The sequence below is a fragment of the Bradyrhizobium sediminis genome, assembly GCF_018736085.1.
Classification (GTDB): domain Bacteria; phylum Pseudomonadota; class Alphaproteobacteria; order Rhizobiales; family Xanthobacteraceae; genus Bradyrhizobium; species Bradyrhizobium sediminis.
This window is the reverse complement of record NZ_CP076134.1, coordinates 4,443,594-4,463,439: the sequence shown is the minus strand read 5'-3', so window position 1 is coordinate 4,463,439 and position 19,846 is coordinate 4,443,594. Positions and strand designations below refer to the sequence as shown.

Below are 19,846 nucleotides of genomic sequence, written 5' to 3'. Positions count from 1 at the left end.
GATGAAGCACTTCAATCTCTCGGGCTGGGCGGTCAGCCACCCCGCGCTGATCCTGTTCCTGGTGATCGCGCTCGGCGCCGCCGGCTTCTTCTCCTACCAGCGGCTCGGCCGTGCCGAGGATCCGTTCTTCACCGTCAAGGTCGTCAACGTCTCGGCGATCTGGCCGGGCGCGACCGCCCAGGAAATGCAGACCCAGGTCGCCGATCCCATCGAGAAGAAGCTGCAGGAACTGCCCTATTTCGAGAAGGTGCAGACCTATTCGAAGCCGTCCTTCACCGCGATGCAGGTCACCTTCAAGGATTCGACCCCGCCGAAGGACGTGCCCTACCTGTTTTACCTGTTGCGCAAGAAGCTCGTCGACGTGCAGGGCCAGCTGCCCGCCGGCCTGCTCGGGCCGACCGTCAACGACGAGTTCAGCGACGTCGATTCCATTCTCTACATGATGACCGGCGAGGGCGCCGACTATGCGCAGTTGAAGAAGGCCGCCGAAGGCATGCGCCAGCGGCTGCTGAAAGTCCCCGGGGTGACGAAAGTCAATCTCTACGGCGCCCAGGACGAGCGCATCTTCGTCGAGTTCTCGCACGCCAAGCTGGCGACGCTCGGGATCACGCCGCAGGCGCTGTTCGATTCGCTCGCCAAGCAGAACAACGTCACACCCGCCGGCACGGTGGAAACCTCCTCGCAGCGGGTGCCGCTGCGCGTTACCGGCGCGCTCGACGGCGCCAAGGCCGTCGCCGAGACGCCGGTCGAGAGCAACGGCCGGGTATTTCGTTTGGGCGATGTCGCCACCGTCACCCACGGTTTCGTCGATCCGCCGACCTTCATTGCGCGCCAGCAAGGCCAGCCCGCGCTCGGCATCGGCGTGGTCACGGCCAAGGGCGCCAACATCCTCGAACTCGGCAAGGAAGTCGCCAACGCGACCGCGGAATTCATGAAGGCGGTGCCGCAGGGCATCAATGTCGAGCAGATCGCCGATCAGCCCAAGGTGGTCGAGCACGCCGTCGGCGAGTTCGTGCGCTCCTTCATCGAGGCGCTCGCGATCGTGCTGTTCGTTTCCTTCGTGGCGCTGGGCTGGCGCACCGGTATCGTGGTGGCGCTGTCGGTGCCGCTGGTGCTGGCGATCGTCTTCATCGTCATGAACGCGATGTCGCTCGACCTGCACCGCATCACGCTCGGCGCATTGATCATCGCGCTCGGGCTATTGGTCGACGACGCCATCATCGCGGTCGAAATGATGGTGGTGAAGATGGAGCAGGGCTGGGACCGCGTCCGCGCGGCGTCCTTTGCCTGGGAATCCACCGCGTTTCCGATGCTGACGGGAACGCTGGTCACCGCCGCCGGCTTTCTGCCGATCGGCTTTGCCAATTCCGCGGTCGGCGAATATGCCGGCGGCATCTTCTGGATCGTGGCGATCGCGTTGGTCGCGTCCTGGTTCGTCGCGGTGATCTTCACGCCCTATATCGGCGTCAAGCTGCTGCCCAACATCACGCTTCACCACAACCACGATCCGCATGCGGTCTACGAGACCCGCATCTACCGGATCCTGCGCAGCATGATCCAGTGGTGCGTCGACCACCGCATCAAGGTGGTGCTGGCGACGGTCGGCGTATTCGCGCTGTCCATCGTCGGCTTCGGTCACGTCCAGCAGCAGTTCTTCCCGCTGTCGGAGCGGCCCGAGCTGTTCCTGCAGCTGCGGCTGCCCGAGGGCACCGCATTCAACGTCACCGAAAAGTCCGTCAAGCAGGCCGAAGCGCTCCTGAAGGACGACAAGGACATCTCGACCTACACCGCCTATGTCGGCCAGGGTTCGCCGCGCTTCTGGCTCGGCCTCAACCCGCAACTGCCGAACGAGGCCTTCGCCGAGATCGTGATCGTGGCCAAGGACGTCGACGCGCGCGAGCGCATCAAGGCCCGGCTGGAGAAGGCGGTCGGCGACGGCGCGCTGACCGAAGCCCGCGTCCGGGTCGATCGCTTCAATTTCGGCCCGCCGGTCGGCTTCCCCGTTCAGTTCCGCGTCATCGGTCCCGACGCCAATACCGTGCGCGACATCGCCTACAGGGTGCGCGACGTGGTCAGGCAGAACGACAATGTCAGGGATCCGCAGCTCGACTGGAACGAGCAGTCGCCTTACCTCAAGCTGGTGGTCGATCAGGACCGCGCCCGCGCGCTCGGCCTGACCCCGCAGGACGTGTCGCAGGCGCTGGCCATGCTGATCTCCGGTGCGCAGGTCACCACCATCCGCGACGGAATCGAGAAGGTCGGCGTGGTGGCGCGTGCGGTGCCGGGCGAGCGGCTCGATCTCGGCCGTGTCGGCGATCTCACCGTGACCTCGCGCAACGGCATCGCCGTGCCGCTGACGCAAATTGCCAAGATCGAATACGCTCATGAAGAGCCGATCATCTGGCGGCGCAACCGCGACATGGCGATCACGGTGCGCGGCGACGTCGTCGACGGCGTGCAGGCGCCCGACGTCACTAACCAGATCTGGCCCAAGCTGCAGGAAATCCGCGACGGCCTGTCGCCGGCCTACCGGATCGAGGCGGGCGGCGCGTTCGAGGAATCCGCCAAGGGCAATGCCTCGATCTTCGTGCTGTTTCCGCTGATGGTCCTCGTCATGCTGACGCTGTTGATGATCCAGCTGCAGAACTTCTCGCGGTTGATCCTGGTGTTCCTGACCGCGCCGCTCGGCATCATCGGCGCGTCGCTCGGTCTCAACGTCGCCAACCAGCCGTTCGGCTTCGTGGCGCTGCTCGGGCTGATCGCACTGGCCGGCATGATCATGCGCAATGCGGTGATCCTGGTCGACCAGATCGAAACCGACGTCGCCGCCGGCCTGAGCCGGAAGGAGGCCATCGTCGAGGCTACCGTCCGGCGCGCCCGTCCGGTGGTGCTGACGGCGCTCGCTGCCATCCTGGCGATGATCCCGCTGTCGCGCTCGGCGTTCTGGGGACCGATGGCGATCACCATCATGGGCGGCCTGTTCGTTGCAACCTTCCTGACCTTGCTGTACCTGCCGGGCCTCTACGCGCTCTGGTTCAGGAAGAGCCTCGAGGAACGCGGCGCGGGCGAGGTCGATCTTGCGCCGCAGCAAGAGAGCCAGAAGCAGCTCGCATTTCCGCTTGCCGAGGCGGCCGAATAATTGAACATTGAGGTTATCGAGTCCTGACATGACGCTGGTTTCTGAACATATCGAACCTGACACGCGGGAACGGATTCTCGTGGTGGCGGAGCGTCTGTTCCGCGAGATCGGCTATCAAAAGACCACCGTGGCCGACATCGCCAAGGTGCTGCGGATGAGCCCGGCCAACGTCTATCGCTTCTTCGATTCGAAGAAGGCGATCCATCAGGCGGTGGCGCGCGGCCTGATGGGCGAGGTGGAGGACGCGGCGCAGGCGATCGCGGCGCGGCCCGGTCCGGCGGCCGGCCGCCTGCGCGAGTTGCTGTCGACCATTCACCACATGAACAGCGAGCGCTATGTCGGTGACGCCAAGCTGCACGAGATGGTCGAGATCGCGATGGAGGAGAACTGGGACGTCTGCAACGCGCATATCCAGTTGATCGGCGAGATCATCGGTTCCGTCATCGGCCAGGGCGTGGCCTCGGGCGAATTCGAGGTCGCCGACGTGCCGGTGGCAGCGACCTGCACCTGCATGGCGATGATGCGATTCTTCCATCCGCAGATGATCGCCCAATGCGTCGACAAGCCGAGCCCGACGCTCGACCAGATGATCGACTTCATCCTCGCCGGCCTTGCGCCGCGCGGCAAGGCGAAATAAGTAGTCAGAGCGTCATTGCGAGCGCAGCGAAGCAATCCATCTGTCGGCGAAGAAGGTCTGGATTGCTTCGTCGCTTCGCTCCTCGCAATGACGAAACGGTGAGGGTGATACCAGCGTGACCACGAAAGACCTGCACTATTACGAGCCGGCGAACGGCCACGGTCTCAAGCACGATCCTTTCAACGCCATCATCGCCCCGCGCCCGATCGGCTGGATCTCCTCGCGCGATACCAAGGGCAACGTCAATCTCGCGCCCTACAGCTTCTTCAACGGCTTCAACTACCATCCGCCGATCATCGGCTTCTCCTCGACCTCCTGGAAGGACAGCGTCCAGAACATCCAGGAGACCGGCGAGTTCGTCTGGAATCTTGCGACCATGGATCTGGCGCAGCAGATGAACTTGACCGCCGCACATGTCGCGCACGACGTCAGCGAATTCACCGTCGCCAGTCTCACGGCGGTGCCCTGCAAGCTCGTCAACGTGCCGCGGGTCGGCGAAAGCCCGGTTTCCTTCGAATGCAAGCTGTCGCAGATCATCCAGCTGCAGAGCGCCAAAGGCGAGAAGGTGCAGGCCTGGCTCACGCTGGGCGAGGTCGTCGCCGTCCATATCGACAAGGCCATGATCAAGGATGGCGTCTACCAGACCGCGCTGGCCCATCCGATCGTCCGCGCCGGCCGCCAGGGCGACTATTTCGAGATCAAGCCGGAAAACATGTTCGAGATGAAGCGGCCGGATTGATCCGAAATAGAGTGTAGCCTGGATCAATTTCGCTTTATTTCCGACGCGAAGTGTTCACCCGAATCCCGTACTTTCCGCTAGAATGAGTCAGGTGAACAGCAGGTAGCAAGCTGATGGCGCGACCGGTCTTCATTATCGACGGCAGCCGGACGCCGTTTCTGAAAGCGCGCTCCGGGCCGGGGCCGTTCACCCCGGTCGATCTCGCCGTGCAGTGCGGCCGGCCGCTGCTGGCCCGGCAACCCTTCGCCCCCAATGCCTTCGATCAGGTGATCCTCGGCTGCGTCAACGTCATTGCCGACGAGATGAACCCGGCCCGGGTCGCAGCCCTTCGGCTCGGCATGGGCGAAAGCATGGTGGCGTTCACGGTGCAGATCAATTGCGGCTCCGGCATGCAGTCGATCGATACCGGCTATCGCTATATCCGCGAGGGCGTGTCCGACCTCATTCTGGCCGGCGGGGCGGAAGCGCTGAGCTACGCGCCTCTGGTCTGGCCGCAGCAGGGCGTGCGCTGGTTTGCCGGTTTGGCCGGCGCCAAGGGCATCGTGGCCAAGCTGGCGGCGCTGGCGAAGACGCGGCCCTCCTTCTTCAAGCCGGTCATCGGGCTGGAGCGCGGGCTGACCGATCCAATCACCGAACTCAACATGGGTCAGACAGCCGAAGCGGTCGGCCATCTCTTCGGCATTACGCGGGCGCAGTCGGACGCCTATGCGGTCGAGAGCCACAAGCGGCTCGCCAATGCGCAGGCGCAGGGCTGGCTGAAAGGCGAGGTCGAAACCGCGTTCGCGCGCGACGGCAAATTCTACGATCATGACGACGGCGTGCGGCCGGATTCTTCGTTGGAGTCGCTGGCCAAACTCAAGCCGGTGTTCGAGCGGCCATGGGGGCAGGTCACGCCAGGCAATTCCTCGCAGATCACCGACGGCGCGTCGTGGACGATTCTGGCTTCCGAAGATGCGGTCGCCAAATATGGCCTCACCCCGAAGGCCGCGATTGTCGACAGCCAATGGTCGGCGCTCGATCCCGGCATTATGGGCCTCGGTCCGGTGCTGTCGGCCACCGAACTGTTGAAGCGCAACAATCTATCCCTGCAGGACGTCGAGACCTGGGAATTGAACGAGGCGTTCGCCACGCAGGTGCTGGGTTGCCTGGCGGCCTGGAACGACGAGAAATTCTGCCGTGAAATTCTCGGCCTCGACGGCGCCGCCGGCCAGATCGACCCGTCAAAACTCAATGTCGATGGCGGCGCGATCAGCCTCGGCCATCCCGTCGGCTGCAGCGGCAACCGTATCGTGCTGCATCTCGTCAACGCCATGAAGCGGCTGGGCACCCGCCGCGGCATCGCCACCGAATGCATCGGCGGCGGGCTGGGCGGCGCCATGCTGATCGAGACGGTGTGATCATGGATAGCAGGATCATGAACCTTCTCGGCGACCGCGTGCTCGAACTCGGGCCTGCGCCAGACGCCAGTTCGCCCTACCGTCATTTCAAATTGACCCGCGATGCCGACGGCATCGCCTGGCTGCTGTTCGATCGCGAGGGCGCCAGCGCCAACACGCTGTCGGCCGACCTGATCGAAGAACTCGAATCGGTGCTGGCGGCGCTGGAGAGCCCGCGGCCCGCCGGGCTCGTCATCCGCTCCGCCAAGAAATCCGGTTTCATCGCCGGCGCCGACGTCAACGAATTCCGCGGCGCCACCGATCCGTGGCCGGTCGAGATCGCCATCGGCCGGGCCCATGCGGTGATCGACCGCCTTGAAGCGCTGAAGATCCCGACCGTCGCCGTCATTCATGGCTTCTGCCTCGGCGGCGGCCTCGAAGTGGCGCTGGCCTGCCAGTCGCGTATTGCCATCGAAGGCGCGCGCTTTGGTTTTCCGGAAGTGATGCTCGGCCTGCATCCGGGCCTCGGCGGCACCGTGCGCTTCACGCGGCTGGTCAACCCGATGCAGGCGATGACCTTGATGCTGACCGGCAAGACCATCGACGCCCGCAAGGCCAAGTCGCTCGGGCTGGTCGATGCGGTGGCGCAGGAGCGCCACGTCCGCAACGCCGTGAAGGACGCGGTGTTCGGGCGGCTGAAGCGGGCAAGGCCGGGGCCGCTGAACGCGATTCTGAACCTCGGCCCGGTCAGGGGCTTGCTCGCCAAGCGCATGCGCGCCGAGGCGGAAAAGGCAGCACCGCATGAACATTATCCGGCGCCCTATGCGCTGATCGATCTCTGGGAAAAGCATGGCGACGACAAGATCGCGATGCTGAGGGCCGAAAAGACCTCGTTCGCCAATCTGATGGTGACGCCGACGGCACAGAACCTGATCCGGGTGTTCTTCCTGCGCGAGCAGATGAAGAAGCTCGCAGGTTCCGGCAACCGCATCAGGCATGTCCACGTCATCGGCGCCGGCGCGATGGGCGGCGATATCGCGGCCTGGTGCGCCAATCAGGGCCTGCATGTGACGCTCGCCGACATGAAGCCGGAGCCGATCGCCGGCGCGATCAAGCGCGCCTCGGAGCTGTTCGGCAAGATCATGCGCAGGCGCATCGATATCCGCGACGCGCTGGATCGCCTCGTGCCGGATATGGAAGGCGAGGGCGTCCGCAATGCCGATCTCATCATCGAGGCGGTGCCGGAAAAACTGGAGCTGAAGCAGAAGGTCTATGCCGGGCTCGAGCCCCGGATGAAGCCGGGCGCGATTCTGGCCACCAACACCTCCAGCATTCCGCTGCAGGACCTGCGCGCCACGCTGGCGAAGCCGGAGCGGCTGGTGGGCCTGCACTTCTTCAATCCGGTGTCGCGGCTGCAACTGGTCGAGGTCGTCAGCCACGACGGCAACGGTCCGGAAATATTGCAGCAGGCGCTGGCCTTTGTCGGCGCCATCGACCGGCTGCCGCTGCCGGTCAGGAGTTCGCCGGGCTTTCTGGTCAACCGCGCGCTGACGCCCTACATGCTGGAGGCGATGGTGATGCTCGACGGCAAGATCGACAAGCTCGTCATCGATGCCGCGGCGGAAAAATTCGGCATGCCGATGGGGCCGATTGAACTCGCCGATCAGGTCGGGCTCGATATCTGCCTCGATGTCGGCGACATGCTGCGCTCGAAATTCGGCGACGCCCTGCCGCCGACGCCGGCCTGGCTGCGCGAGAAGGTGGCAAGGGGCGAACTCGGCCGCAAGACCGGCAAGGGGTTCTATCTCTGGAAGGACGGCAAGGCCGACAAGACTCCCGCTTCGCCTTCGACCACGCAGCCGACGGACGAAATGATCGACCGGCTGGTGCTGCCGATGTCGAATGTCTGCGTCGCGGCCTTGCGCGAAGGCATCGTCGACAATGCCGACACCGTCGACGGCGCCATGATTTTCGGCACCGGCTATGCGCCGTTCCGCGGCGGCCCGCTCAACTATGCGCGGACGCGCGGGCCCGAGAATGTGGTTTCCACCCTGCGCGCGCTGGCGGCAAGATTCGGCGACCGCTTTACGCCGGATGCCGGCTGGGAGAATTTCAAGTGACCGATAGCCCGGCCGTCCACGCATCGCTGAATGGCGAAACCGAGCCGCGCGGCGATCTCTGCATCCGCACGCTGGCGATGCCGGCCGACACCAATGCCAACGGCGATATCTTCGGCGGCTGGCTGCTCAGCCAGATGGATGTCGGCGGCGGCGTGTTCGCGTCCAAGGTGGCAAAATCACGCACCGTGACGGTGGCGATCGAGGCGATGAATTTTCGCAAGGCGGTTTACGTCGGCGATCTCGTGTCGGTTCACGCCAATCTGGTCCGCGTCGGCCGCACCTCGATCACCGTCCACCTCGAAGCCTGGGTACTGCGGCGCAAGGAGATGCAGTCGATCCTGGTGACCGACGGCAATTTCACCTATGTCTCGATCGACGACCACGGCCAGCCGCAGGTCATCCAGCGCGATGAGCGGCCGATTTCGGCGTAGGGTAGGGGCCCGATCCAACCTCGGCCGTTCGCCTCATCGCTTGCGCGCCACGATGTAGGGACGGGTGTCGTTGCCCTTGGTGGCGTGGCTTTCCGAGGCGCTGATGTCGAAGCCTGCGGCAGATATGAGTTGGCTCAACTCCGCCGCCCGGAAGACGCTGACATGGGGCGCCTTTCCGATCGCGCGCATCGCCGGCAACAAGGCAAGCCGGATGAGCGGGTTCATATCCCCCAGGCAGGGTGTCTTGGAAATGAACAGGCCCTCCGCTGCAAGCAAGGCATGGATGCGGCGCAGCGTGCCGGGCACATCGCGGACCAGATGGAGATAGTTGAACCCCAGAACGGCATCGAATTGCCCGTCCTCGGGCGCAAGCGCCTCTGCGGTCGCGGTGCGGAAGACGAGCGACGGGATCGGGCCGGCGGCAAGCTTCGTCTCGGCAATCGCGATCATTTCAGTGGAAATATCCGTCGCGCAATAGCTTTGCACATCGCCTGCAAGCCGGAGCGCCGTTGTTCCTGTTCCGCAGCCCAATTCCAGCACCCGGTCGTCTGGTCCCAGCAGGGTGCGGGTCCGCTCCAGCGAGCGCTCATACCCGGCCTGATCCGAAATCGCAGCCTTCGCATATTTCCGTGAAATCCGGTCCCAGAAACGGGCATCGCTCGCGGTGCTCATGGTGAGGTTCCTTTCGCAATGCGGCTTAGCATAGGCGCAGGAGAAGCAAACCGTCGAAATTTGCGAGCATGAGAGAGTGGCGGCCCGGATACCGAACGCACCGGCCCTCACAACGCCCGCATCTCGCCCTTGGCCCAGAATTCGCGCAGCTTGAACTTCTGGATCTTGCCCGATCCGGTCAGCGGAAAAGCCTCGACCACGAACCAGTGCCGCGGCGTCTTGTGCGGGGCCAGCGAGGCGCGCATGTAGGCCGACAGTTCCTCCGCGTCGATGACGGCGCCGGGCGCCGGGCGGATGAAGGCGGCGACCTCTTCGCCCCATTTTTCGTGCGGCAGTCCGACCACCGCGACTTCGCCGACCTTGGGGTGACGAAACAACAATTCTTCGAGCTCGCGCGGATAGATATTTTCGCCGCCGCGGATGATCATGTCCTTCAGGCGCCCCTCGACCGTGCAATAGCCGCGCGCGTCCATCGCGCAGAGATCGCCGGTGTGCAGCCAGCCCTCGGAATCGATCGCGGCGGCGGTCGCTTCAGGCATTTCGAAATAGCCGAGCATGATGTGATAGCCGCGCGTGCAGAACTCGCCAATTTCGCCGATCGGGACCGTCTTGCCGGTGTCGGGATTGACGATCTTGGTTTCCATGTTGGGCAGCGGCAGGCCGATGGTAGAGGCCTTGTCCTCGATCGTGTCGGTGGTCCTGGTCTGCGCCGCCACCGGTGAGCATTCGGTCTGCCCGAACACGATGGTGAAGGGCGCTCCCAGTTTCTGTTCGAACAACGCAACCAGCGCGGCCGGCACGGTGGAGCCGCCCGAACAGATCGCCTTGACCGAGGAAAGATCCGTCGATGCGAAGGAGGGATGCTCGAGCATCGCCACCAGCATGGTCGGCACGCCGACCATCGCATTGCCGCGGTAGGTCGCGAGAAGTTCGAGCACGAGGCCGGGTTCGAACGCTTCCAGCAGCACCTGTGTCGCAGCCTTTGAGACGGCGCCGAGGACGCAGCAGACGCAGCCGCCGGTGTGGAACAGCGGCATGGTGGTGATGAAGACGTCGCCGGGGTCGATCCCCATGCGATCGGCCGTGTCGGCGCCGTTGTTGGCGAGACCGCGATGATGCAGCAGCGCGCCTTTCGGAAAGCCGGTGGTGCCCGACGTATACTGGATCATCACGGGATCGTCGGGTTTGACGTCGGGAAGCGCAATGCGCTTGTCGTCGCCGGCGGCGATGAAGGCCGGCCAGTCGTCGAAGCAGACGATCTCGCGAAGCTCCGGGCAGCGCGGTGCAACCTCGCGCACCGTCTCCAGCATCGGGTTGCCGCGAAAGGAATTGGCGACGAACACGCCGGCCGAGCGGGATTGCTTCAGCACATATTCGACTTCCTTGGCCCTGAAGCCGGGATTGACGGTGACCAGCACCATGCCCGCGAGCCCGGCGCCGAATTCCAGCATGATCCATTCCGGCAGGTTCTGCGCCCAGACCGCGATCCGCTCGCCCGGCTTGAAGCGGCTGAGCAGGGCGCGCGCGGTGCGTTGCGCCTCGGCGTAGAGTTCGGCATAGGTCCACTGGCGGCGAAGCGCGGGATCGGGGAGGCCTGATATCAGCGCGATCCGGTCCGGCGCCGACTTCGCGGCCTGTTCGAGCAACTGGCCAAGCGTGATATCGCGCACGGCGGGGAGCGCCGGTCCCGCGACGTAAGATTCGGTCAAAGCCATTGGTCCCCTCCCTGTGCCGGCATTCGCCGGCGATTGATCCGACTATGACATTCGGCGCTGGTCATTGCAGCCGTGCAGCAGAAGATTCTTGGGGCTTTGCGGGACATTGACGGCATGCTAGCCGACACTGAAGGCGCTCTATCTGCGGCCGTTCAATCAGATGTGCTCGCGGGCGCACGGGGGAGTGAAAATGGAAAACATGCAAGTGACAGCCGCCGGCTACGATTTCGGGGCGGCGCACGCCGCGATGGGCCGGTTGGTCGACGGCAACATTCTGTCCGGCGTGTCGTCCGCGGTGCTGGTCGGCCGGGATCTGGTCGATGTGAATTGTACCGGCTGGGCCGACAAGGAAGCGCAGGTCCCATTGCGCGCCGATCACCTGTTCCGGGTGTTCTCCAATACCAAGCTGGTCACGTCCTGCGCGGCATTGCTGCTGCTCGAGGAAGGCCGCTTCGAGCTCGACGACCCGGTCGAGCGGTACATTCCGCAACTCGGCAACCGCAAGGTTCTGCGGCCGGGCGCTACCTCGCTTGATGACACCGAGCCGGCGAGGGGATCGATCACAATTCGCCAGCTGCTGAGCCACAGCTCGGGGCTGAGCTACGGTCTGTTCGACCCCGGGAGTGTCATGTTCAAGGCCTACCAGGAACGCAAGGTGCTCAATCCTGCGACGCCGCTGGCTGACATGATCGACACGCTGGCCGATTTGCCGCTGGTCTATCATCCGGGAACGTCATGGGAGTATTCGATCGCAACCGATGTGGTGGGGCGGCTGGTGGAAGTCGTCAGCGGAATGCCGCTCGACAAATTCATCCAGCAGCGGATTTTCGCTCCGCTCGGCATGGTCGACACCGCCTTCGCGGTGCCGGAAAAAGACCACAGCCGGCTCGCCGCCTATTACGCCGGGGCAGACCTGATGGACCCGATGAAGCCGGGACTGACTCGCACCGATAATTCGCCCTGGCCCGGCGCCTATGTGCGGGCGTGGCCGCGGCTGAGCGGCGGCGGCGGCCTGGTTTCGACGCTGCCGGATATGGTGGCGCTGGTTCGAAGCCTGCTGCCGGGCGGACCGACCTTGCTGAAACCGGAAACCATCGCCGAGATGATGACCAATCAACTGGCCGATGGGGTCTGGATGCGCTTCCCGATGACGGGAGAGCTCGTCGGCAAGGGCTATGGGCTGGCGGGCGCGTTGACTCTGCAGCCTTCGCCGTTCGATCACGGCGATTCGAGCGGTGAGTTCTGGTGGGGCGGCGTGGCCGGCACGCAATGGTGGATCTCGCCGAAGACTGACATCGCCGGCCTGTTGATGACGCAGCGCCAGATGGCGTTCTTCCACCCCTTCGCCGTCGAGTTCAAGCGGCTGGCCTATGAAGCGGTCAGGCGCAGGGCCTGACCGCACCTGGTCAGGCCACGCGGCGCTATTTCACCTCGTGCGCTCGGACGGGAGCGCGCGATGCCCTACGGGCAGGGACGCTCGTAGCCGTCGCGGCCGATGAAGGTGCCGGTGCGCGGATTGTAGGAGCGGTAGCGCGTGCAGGCCGGCGCTTCGTCGTAATAGCGCTCCCGGGGAGCGTATTCCACGGTCTGGCAATAACGCGGCGAAACGCCCATCCACGAGCCGTCGGGCTGCTGCACATAGCAGCCGTTCTGGTAATAGCGGTAGCCGCCGGGCCGCGGCTCGCCCTGGGCGCCGATGGCCGCGCCGGTGCCGGCGCCGATGATTGCGCCGACCGCCGCACCGCTATTGCCGCCGATCGCGCCGCCGACAATGGCGCCGGCCGCGCCGCCGAAGATCGCGCCGCCGAGGGTGCTGCCCTGCGCCGCCGCCCGTTCGACAGGCGCGCAAACCGCGATCGCAAGCAGCGCTGTCAGCGTGAATTTCGATATCATGTCCGTTCTCCAGCCCGTTTCGATGAGCACTCACGGCTAGCATTGGGGCCTGTCTCGATGCAGGTCAAGGCCGCGGTGCCTGCCATCGGCGCCTCACAATCGCCGTCCAAAGCCCTTAACCTTATCCAATATTCAACTGCTGATCCGCCCGCCGGGCCCGATCTCGCTCGTTGACCGGCCAGGCAATCGGCCGCACCATGGGAGTTGTTGTCCGAGGTGCCCCGTGACCGGCCTGACCCATCGCCAATCCGAAATCCTCAATATCGCCCGCGCCTTCGGCCGGGTGATGGTGGACGATCTCGCCCGGCGTTTCGAGGTCTCGGCGCAGACCATCCGCAAGGACCTCAACGACCTCTGCGACCACCGCTCGCTGACCCGGATCCATGGCGGCGCCATCATCGCCTCCGGGGTCGAGAACCTCGCCTACGAGGCGCGCCGCTTCGTCGCCGCCGAGGAGAAGAAGGCGATCGGGGTCGCCGCCGCGGCGCAGATACCGAACGGCTGCTCGCTGTTCATCAACATCGGCACCACCACGGAAGAAGTCGCCAGCGCCCTGACCTCGCATGAGGATCTGCTCGTCATCACCAACAACCTCAATGTCGCGATGCTGTTGTACCGGCATCCGCGCATCGAGGTGATCGTGGCCGGCGGCGCGGTGCGCCGCGCCGACGGTGCGGTGATCGGCTCGACCGCGATCAGCCTGATCGGCCAGTTCAAAGTCGATTACGCCATCATCGGCGCCTCGGCGATCGACGAGGAGGGCGCGCTACTGGACTTCGACTATCGCGAAGTGCAGGCGGCGCAGGCCATCATCGCCAATGCCCGCAGCGTGATGCTGGTAGCCGACTCGACCAAACTGCGCCGCAGCGCGCCGGTGCGCATCGCCCACCTCAGCCAGATCCAGACGTTTGTGACCGACGCGGCGCTGCCGGCCGGCATCGCCAACATCTGCCATAGCAGAGGCATCGAGGTGATCGAGGCGATGCCGAAACCATCGGTCGACATTGACGAAGCCGGCCCCGAGCCCGCTCCACCCACCCTGCGGCGCGCCTGATCGCCGCGGGCCTCAGGATCGACCTGAGGTGCGGTTGGATGAGCGAGACACTCGTCTGATCTTCGCTTGTGCGGTTGATCGATAAACGAGCGCGACCTTCCACTTTTCTGGATTTTGCCGCCGCTGGCGTTCAAGCGCGCCAGTCTTCTGTTTTCACTTGCTTTCACATTTATTTGTGTTTTACTCCAAACCGAAAGCGAAATCGCCTAAGTGAACAGGCGAACGCCGGGGAAGCGCTGTTGGACCGAATTTTCGACCTCGCCATCATCGGAGGCGGCATCAATGGCTGCGGCATCGCGCGCGATGCGGCGGGCCGGGGCAATTCCGTTTTCCTATGTGAAATGAACGACTTGGCCAGCGGGACGTCGTCCTGGTCGACCAAGCTCGTGCATGGCGGGCTGCGCTACCTCGAATATTACGAGTTTCGCTTGGTGCGCGAGGCGCTGATCGAGCGCGAAGTGCTCTGGCAGATCGCCCCGCACATCATCCGTCCCTTGCGTTTCGTTTTGCCGCACCACGCAGGATTGCGTCCGGCCTGGCTGCTGCGTCTGGGGTTGTTTCTTTACGACCATATCGGCGGCCGCAAACTGCTGCCGCCGACGCGTTCGGTCGACCTGACCCGTGACGAGGTCGGCAAGCCGCTGGTGCCCAACCGTTTCACTCGGGCGTTCGAATATTCCGACTGCTTCGTCGACGACGCCCGCCTCGTGGTGCTCACCGCGCGCGATGCGGCGGACCGCGGCGCCGAGATCCGCACCCGTTCCCGCGCGGTCGAGATCCGGCAGGCCGACGGCATCTGGCACGTCACCGTCGAGGATGCCGCGAGCGGCGCGCGCTCGACGATCAGGGCTCGCGCGCTGGTCAACGCTGGCGGCCCCTGGGTCGAGAACGTGCTGGCCTCCGGCGCCGGCGTCAACGCCAAGGCCAAAGTGCGGCTGGTGCAGGGCTCCCACGTCGTGGTCCGCAAGCTCTATGCCCACGACCGCGCCTACATGTTCCAGAACAGCGACGGCCGCATCGTGTTCGTGATTCCCTATCAGGATGATTTCACCCTGATCGGCACCACCGACCGCGATTACGACGGCGATCCCGCCAAGGTGAAAGCCACCGACGAAGAGATCAAATATCTCTGCGATTCCGTCAGCGAATATCTGGCCAAGCCGGTCAAGCCGGAGGATGTGGTCTGGACCTATTCGGGCGTCCGCCCGCTCTATGACGACGGCGCCAGCGAAGCCAAGGCTGCCACCCGCGACTACGTGTTCGAACTCGACACCCCCGGCGGCGCGCCGCTGCTGTCGATCTACGGCGGCAAGATCACCACCTACCGGCGCCTCGCCGAGGAAGCGCTCGAACGTCTTTCGCCGTATTTGCGCGGCGCCACGCCCCGCGAGGACTTCAAGGCCAAGGAAGGCTGGACCGGCAAGTCGCCGCTGCCCGGCGGCGACATGGATGTCTCGGCGATCGCGGCGCTGACGGCGGAACTGGTGCGGAACTATCCGTTCCTGACCTCTGCCCATGCCAACCGTCTGGCGCATGCCTATGGCACCCGCGCTGCCAAACTGCTCGGCGAAGCCAAATCGCTCGATGATCTCGGCCGGTCCTTCGGCGCCACTTTGACCGAGAGCGAAGTCAGGTATCTGATTGCGAACGAATGGGCCCGCACCGCCGAAGACATCGTCTGGCGGCGCTCCAAGCTCGGCTTGCGCCTGTCGGCGGCCGAGGTTGCCGCCCTTGAAGACTGGATGGCCGCCAACCACGTTGCTTCCGGGCCTCCCTTGCGCGAAGCAGGAGGGCGGACATGACGGTCACGCTCGAGCACGTCACGCGCACCGTGGATGGCATTCCGGCCATCCGCGATGTCTCGCTGACGCTCGAGCGCGGCACCTTGAGCGTGCTGCTCGGCCCGACGCTGTCGGGCAAGACCTCGATCATGCGGCTTCTGGCCGGCCTCGATACGCCGACCTCGGGCCGCGTGCTGGTCGACGGCAAGGATGTCACCGGCCTCGACGTGCGGCAGCGTTCGGTGGCGATGGTCTATCAGCAGTTCATCAATTACCCCTCGCTGACGGTCTATGAAAACATTGCCTCGCCGTTGCGGGTGCAGCGCCGGCCGCGCGAGGAAATCGAAAAGCGCGTGCGGGAAGCCGCGCAGCTCCTGAAGCTCGAGCCGTATCTCGACCGCACGCCGCTGCAATTGTCGGGTGGGCAGCAGCAGCGCACCGCGATCGCGCGCGCGCTGGTCAAGGGCGCCGATCTGGTGCTGCTCGACGAGCCCCTGGCTAATCTCGACTACAAGCTGCGCGAGGAGCTGCGCACTGAACTGCCGCGCATTTTCGAAGCCTCTGGCGCGATCTTCGTCTACGCCACCACCGAACCGTCGGAAGCCCTGTTGCTGGGCGGCCGCACCGTCTGCATGTGGGAAGGCGAGGTATTGCAGGCCGGCGACACCTCGAAGGTCTATCGCCATCCCGACACCTTGCGCGTCGCCCAGGTGTTTTCCGATCCACCGCTCAACATCGTCGGTATCGAAAAGCACGACGGCTCGGTGCAATATGCCGGCGGCGTCAAGGCGCCGGCCTCGGGACTCTATGCCGGGCTCGGCGACGGGGCCTACCGCGTCGGCTTCCGCGCCCATCAGCTTGAGGTCGCCAAGGGCATTGCCGGCCGCCACGCCTTCCACGCCACCGTGACCGTGACCGAGATCACCGGCTCGGAAAGTTTCGTGCATCTCAGCCGCGACGCCTCCAACTGGGTCGCGGTGCTGCAGGGCGTGCACGAATTCGAACCGGGCCACGTGCTCGACGCCGTGCTCGATCCCGACAATGTCTTTGTGTTCGACGCGGCCGACCGCCTGGTCGCCGCGCCAGGCGCGATGTGAGGGATATGCAACATGGCCCGCATTGACCTCGTCGATCTCGCGCATTCCTACGGCGGCAACGATGCCGCCCCCGAATCTTTTGCGCTGAAGCCGATTTCGATGACCTGGCGGCAGGGCGGGGCCTATGCGCTGCTCGGACCGTCCGGCTGCGGCAAAACCACGCTGCTCAATCTCATTTCCGGCATCGTCACCCCGTCGCGCGGAAAAATCCTGTTCGACGGCGTCGACATCACACCGCTGTCAACCCAGAAGCGCAACATCGCGCAGGTGTTCCAGTTTCCGGTGATCTACGACACCATGACGGTCGGACAGAACCTGGCGTTTCCGTTGAAGAACCGCGGCATGGTCAGGAGCGACATCCTGGCGCGGGTCGCGGAGATCGCCGATCTGCTCGACCTCACGCCCTATCTCGAGCGCAAGGCGACGCGGCTGACGGCGGACGCCAAGCAGAAGATCTCGCTCGGCCGCGGGCTGGTGCGCTCCGACGTCGCCGCCGTGCTGTTCGACGAACCGCTGACGGTGATCGATCCCGAGCTGAAATGGCAGTTGCGCTCGAAGCTCAAGGCGCTGCACCGCGAGCTCGACCTCACCATGATCTATGTCACCCACGACCAGACCGAGGCGCTGACCTTCGCCGATACCGTGGTCGTGATGCATGACGGCCGCGTGGTGCAGAGCGGCACTCCGGCGGAACTGTTCGACAAGCCTGCCCATACCTTCGTCGGCTATTTCATCGGCTCGCCCGGCATGAACATCGTGCCCGCCGAAGTGCGGGGCCGCGAGGCCCGGATCGACGGTCACATCATCCGGCTCGACCGCAACTATGACGGCCTGCCGCCGGGCGCGAAGATCGAAATCGGCGTGCGCCCGGAATTCGTCGACGTCGCGCCGCCCGGCTCCGGCCTGCTGTTGGCCAATATCGAGCGGATCGACGATCTCGGCCGGGTCCGCTTCGCGCGGGTCCGCGTCGGCGACGCCAAATTCGCAGCACGGGTGCCGCCGGGATTTTCGATTCCCGGCAACGAGGCCGGACTGTTGTTCGACCCCGCGCATGTTCACGTCTACGCCGACAGCCTTCTGGTCGAGGGGGCATAATGGACAAGACCGTCAATCAGAAAGCCTGGTTCCTGGTGCTGCCGGTGTTCCTGATTGTGGCGTTCTCCGCGGTCCTGCCGCTGATGACGGTCGTCAACTATTCGATGCAGGACACCTTCGGCAACAATCAGTTCTTCTGGAACGGCGTCGGCTGGTTCAAGGAACTGCTCGATCCCACCACCGACCTCGGCGAGCGCTTCCTGGCGTCGCTGTGGCGCAATCTGTTCTTTTCGGCGATCATTCTGGCGATCGAGGTGCCGCTCGGCATCGTAGTCGCGCTGTCGATGCCGCGCGAGGGCTGGCGGGTCGCAGCGTGCCTCGTGATCATGGCGCTGCCGCTGCTGATTCCATGGAACGTGGTCGGCACCATCTGGCAGATTTTCGGACGGCCCGATATCGGCCTGATGGGCTATGTGCTCAACCACATCGGGTTGAACTACAACTACGTCTCCAACGAATTCGACGCCTGGGCCACCGTCATCGTGATGGATGTCTGGCACTGGACCAGCTTGGTCGCGCTGTTGTGCTACGCCGGGCTGAAATCGATCCCCGACGCCTATTACCAGGCGGCGCAGATCGACGGCGCGTCGCGCTGGGCGGTGTTCACCGCGATCCAGCTGCCGAAGATGAACAGGGTGCTGCTGATCGCGGTGCTGCTGCGCTTCATGGACAGCTTCATGATCTACACCGAGCCGTTCGTGGTGACCGGCGGCGGGCCGGGCAATTCGACCACCTTCGTTTCGATCGAGCTGGTCAAGATCGCGCTCGGGCAGTTCGACCTTGGCAAGGCCGCGGCGCTGTCGCTGGTCTACAACCTCATCATCATCATCGTGTGCTGGGTGTTCTACACCGTGATGACCAACGCCGGCGTCGAGCGCCGGGCCGACAAGGGAGCAGCATGATGCATTCGATCCCCGGCCGGCGCCTCATCCTCTCGCTGTTCCTGATCTTCCTGCTGCTGCCGATCTACTGGCTGGTCAACATGAGTTTCAAGACCAACAACGAGATCGTGACCACCATGACGCTGTGGCCGCATCACCCGACCATCGCCAATTACATGCGCATCTTCACCGACGAGAGCTGGTATTCCGGCTACCTCAATTCGTTGAAATATGTGCTGATCAACACCGTACTCTCGATCTCGTTCGCGCTGCCGGCGGCTTACGCGTTCTCGCGCTACCGCTTTCTCGGCGACAAGCACCTGTTCTTCTGGCTGCTGTCGAACCGGATGGCGCCGCCGGCGGTGTTCGCGCTGCCGTTCTTCAATCTCTATTCCGCGCTCAACCTGTTCGATACGCCCTGGGCGGTAGCGCTGGCGCATTGCCTGTTCAACGTGCCGCTGGCGGTATGGATTCTCGAAGGCTTCGTCTCCAGCGTGCCGCGCGAGATCGACGAGACCGCGTTCCTCGACGGCTATTCGTTCCCGCGCTTCTTCCTCAAGATCCTGGTGCCGCTGATCGCCAGCGGCATCGGCGTCGCGGCGTTCTTCTGCTTCATGTTCTCCTGGGTGGAACTGTTGCTGGCGCGCACGCTGACCTCGGTCAACGCCAAGCCGATCGCCGCGACCATGACGCGTACGGTGTCCGCCGCCGGGGTCGACTGGGGCCTGCTCGCCGCTGCCGGCGTGCTCACCATCATCCCCGGCGCGCTGGTGATCTGGTTCGTCCGCAACTACATCGCGCGCGGCTTCGCGCTCGGCAGGGTGTGAGGGAGCCCGCGGCAAATGGAACACATCGCATGGATGGCCTGGACGCTGCCGACCGCGATCTTCTTCGTGCTGCTGGCCACGACGCTCGCGGTCATGACCTGGCTCGCGGTCGCCTATCCCGAGGCCGAGCGCATCGGGATCCTGCGCATTCCGACCACGCGTGGCGACCGGCTGTTCATTTCACTGATTGTGGCGGCCGTCATTCACCTCTTGTGGATCGGGCTCGTCGGCACCGACACGCTACTGACCATTCCGGTCAGGGAAGGCATTGAAGTTCCGAGCCTGTGGCTCGCTACCGTGATCTCGCTTGTTTCGGCCGTTGCGATCTTTCGCACCGTCTGAAGAGGCGAAAAAAGAGCAGATCCGGGATCAACCCGGGCCTGAAAAGT

At 64.5% G+C, this 19,846-nt stretch carries 17 protein-coding genes and 1 pseudogene; 14 read left to right on the top strand and 4 right to left on the bottom strand.

Annotated features, from left to right (window positions below; translation table 11 throughout):
• Position 1 precedes the first annotated feature (1 nt).
• The 6 genes from KMZ29_RS21440 to KMZ29_RS21415 all read left to right on the top strand — a co-directional run bounded on the left by KMZ29_RS21440 (position 2) and on the right by KMZ29_RS21415 (position 8,442).
• Positions 2-3,139 (top strand): efflux RND transporter permease subunit, encoded by a 3,138-nt coding sequence (locus KMZ29_RS21440; RefSeq protein ID WP_215621081.1) that lies wholly within the window; start codon positions 2-4, stop codon positions 3,137-3,139.
• Positions 3,140-3,167: 28 nt separating this feature from the next.
• On the top strand, positions 3,168-3,776 hold the full coding sequence (locus tag KMZ29_RS21435) for a TetR/AcrR family transcriptional regulator (RefSeq protein WP_215621080.1): 609 nt from the start codon (positions 3,168-3,170) through the stop codon (positions 3,774-3,776).
• A 115-nt stretch (positions 3,777-3,891) separates the two neighbouring features.
• Entirely contained in the window at positions 3,892-4,515 is a 624-nt protein-coding gene (locus KMZ29_RS21430; protein ID WP_215621079.1) for a flavin reductase family protein, read from the top strand.
• 113 nt (positions 4,516-4,628) lie between these two features.
• Positions 4,629-5,912, top strand: coding sequence for an acetyl-CoA C-acetyltransferase (locus KMZ29_RS21425; RefSeq protein WP_215621078.1), 1,284 nt, complete (start codon positions 4,629-4,631; stop codon positions 5,910-5,912).
• Positions 5,913-5,914: 2 nt separating this feature from the next.
• A complete protein-coding gene (locus tag KMZ29_RS21420) occupies positions 5,915-8,011 on the top strand; it encodes a 3-hydroxyacyl-CoA dehydrogenase NAD-binding domain-containing protein (protein WP_215621077.1) in 2,097 nt (698 codons plus the stop codon).
• Positions 8,008-8,442: an acyl-CoA thioesterase gene (locus tag KMZ29_RS21415; RefSeq protein WP_215621076.1), complete on the top strand. Its 435-nt coding sequence runs from the start codon at positions 8,008-8,010 to the stop codon at positions 8,440-8,442. Before KMZ29_RS21420 ends, KMZ29_RS21415 begins: the two co-directional genes overlap by 4 nt.
• A gap of 33 nt (positions 8,443-8,475) precedes the next feature.
• On the opposite strand, the gene KMZ29_RS21410 is transcribed toward KMZ29_RS21415, so the two are convergent.
• Positions 8,476-9,114 (bottom strand): class I SAM-dependent methyltransferase, encoded by a 639-nt coding sequence (locus tag KMZ29_RS21410; protein ID WP_215603236.1) that lies wholly within the window; start codon positions 9,112-9,114, stop codon positions 8,476-8,478.
• Positions 9,115-9,221: 107 nt separating this feature from the next.
• Entirely contained in the window at positions 9,222-10,829 is a 1,608-nt protein-coding gene (locus KMZ29_RS21405; protein ID WP_215621075.1) for an AMP-binding protein, read from the bottom strand.
• 190 nt (positions 10,830-11,019) lie between these two features.
• Between KMZ29_RS21405 and KMZ29_RS21400 the strand changes: the two genes are divergently transcribed.
• A complete protein-coding gene (locus tag KMZ29_RS21400; RefSeq protein ID WP_249779751.1) occupies positions 11,020-12,225 on the top strand; it encodes a serine hydrolase domain-containing protein in 1,206 nt (401 codons plus the stop codon).
• Between the two features lie 65 nt (positions 12,226-12,290).
• Here the strand turns inward: KMZ29_RS21400 and KMZ29_RS27095 are convergent, their stop codons facing one another.
• Positions 12,291-12,443: a BA14K family protein gene (locus KMZ29_RS27095; protein WP_249779969.1), complete on the bottom strand. Its 153-nt coding sequence runs from the start codon at positions 12,441-12,443 to the stop codon at positions 12,291-12,293.
• Positions 12,420-12,722 (bottom strand): annotated as a pseudogene (locus tag KMZ29_RS21395) (YMGG-like glycine zipper-containing protein); the annotation flags it as partial. The pseudogene KMZ29_RS21395 and the gene KMZ29_RS27095, both read right to left, overlap by 24 nt.
• Before the next feature lie 223 nt (positions 12,723-12,945).
• On the opposite strand from KMZ29_RS21395, the gene KMZ29_RS21390 reads away from it, so the two are divergent.
• From KMZ29_RS21390 to KMZ29_RS21360, 7 genes are all read left to right on the top strand, one after another.
• Positions 12,946-13,776 (top strand): DeoR/GlpR family DNA-binding transcription regulator, encoded by an 831-nt coding sequence (locus tag KMZ29_RS21390; RefSeq protein WP_215603233.1) that lies wholly within the window; start codon positions 12,946-12,948, stop codon positions 13,774-13,776.
• Positions 13,777-14,015: 239 nt separating this feature from the next.
• Complete coding sequence (gene glpD / locus KMZ29_RS21385; RefSeq protein WP_215621073.1) at positions 14,016-15,578, top strand: glycerol-3-phosphate dehydrogenase; 1,563 nt, start codon at positions 14,016-14,018, stop codon at positions 15,576-15,578.
• Positions 15,575-16,654 carry an ABC transporter ATP-binding protein gene (locus tag KMZ29_RS21380; RefSeq protein ID WP_215621072.1) on the top strand — a complete coding sequence of 360 codons (1,080 nt, stop codon included), beginning with the start codon at positions 15,575-15,577 and terminating at the stop codon, positions 16,652-16,654. The genes glpD and KMZ29_RS21380 overlap by 4 nt, the downstream gene beginning before the upstream one ends.
• 12 nt (positions 16,655-16,666) lie before the next feature.
• Positions 16,667-17,749, top strand: a complete 1,083-nt coding sequence (locus KMZ29_RS21375) for an ABC transporter ATP-binding protein (protein WP_215603230.1) — start codon at positions 16,667-16,669, stop codon at positions 17,747-17,749.
• The gene (locus KMZ29_RS21370; protein ID WP_215621071.1) at positions 17,749-18,651 is read left to right on the top strand and encodes a carbohydrate ABC transporter permease; all 903 of its coding nucleotides are present in this window, start codon (positions 17,749-17,751) and stop codon (positions 18,649-18,651) included. Before KMZ29_RS21375 ends, KMZ29_RS21370 begins: the two co-directional genes overlap by 1 nt.
• Positions 18,651-19,457 carry a carbohydrate ABC transporter permease gene (locus KMZ29_RS21365; protein ID WP_215624363.1) on the top strand — a complete coding sequence of 269 codons (807 nt, stop codon included), beginning with the start codon at positions 18,651-18,653 and terminating at the stop codon, positions 19,455-19,457. The genes KMZ29_RS21370 and KMZ29_RS21365 overlap by 1 nt, the downstream gene beginning before the upstream one ends.
• A 15-nt stretch (positions 19,458-19,472) precedes the next feature.
• On the top strand, positions 19,473-19,799 hold the full coding sequence (locus KMZ29_RS21360) for a DUF2160 domain-containing protein (RefSeq protein ID WP_215603227.1): 327 nt from the start codon (positions 19,473-19,475) through the stop codon (positions 19,797-19,799).
• The last annotated feature ends 47 nt before the right edge of the window (positions 19,800-19,846 follow it).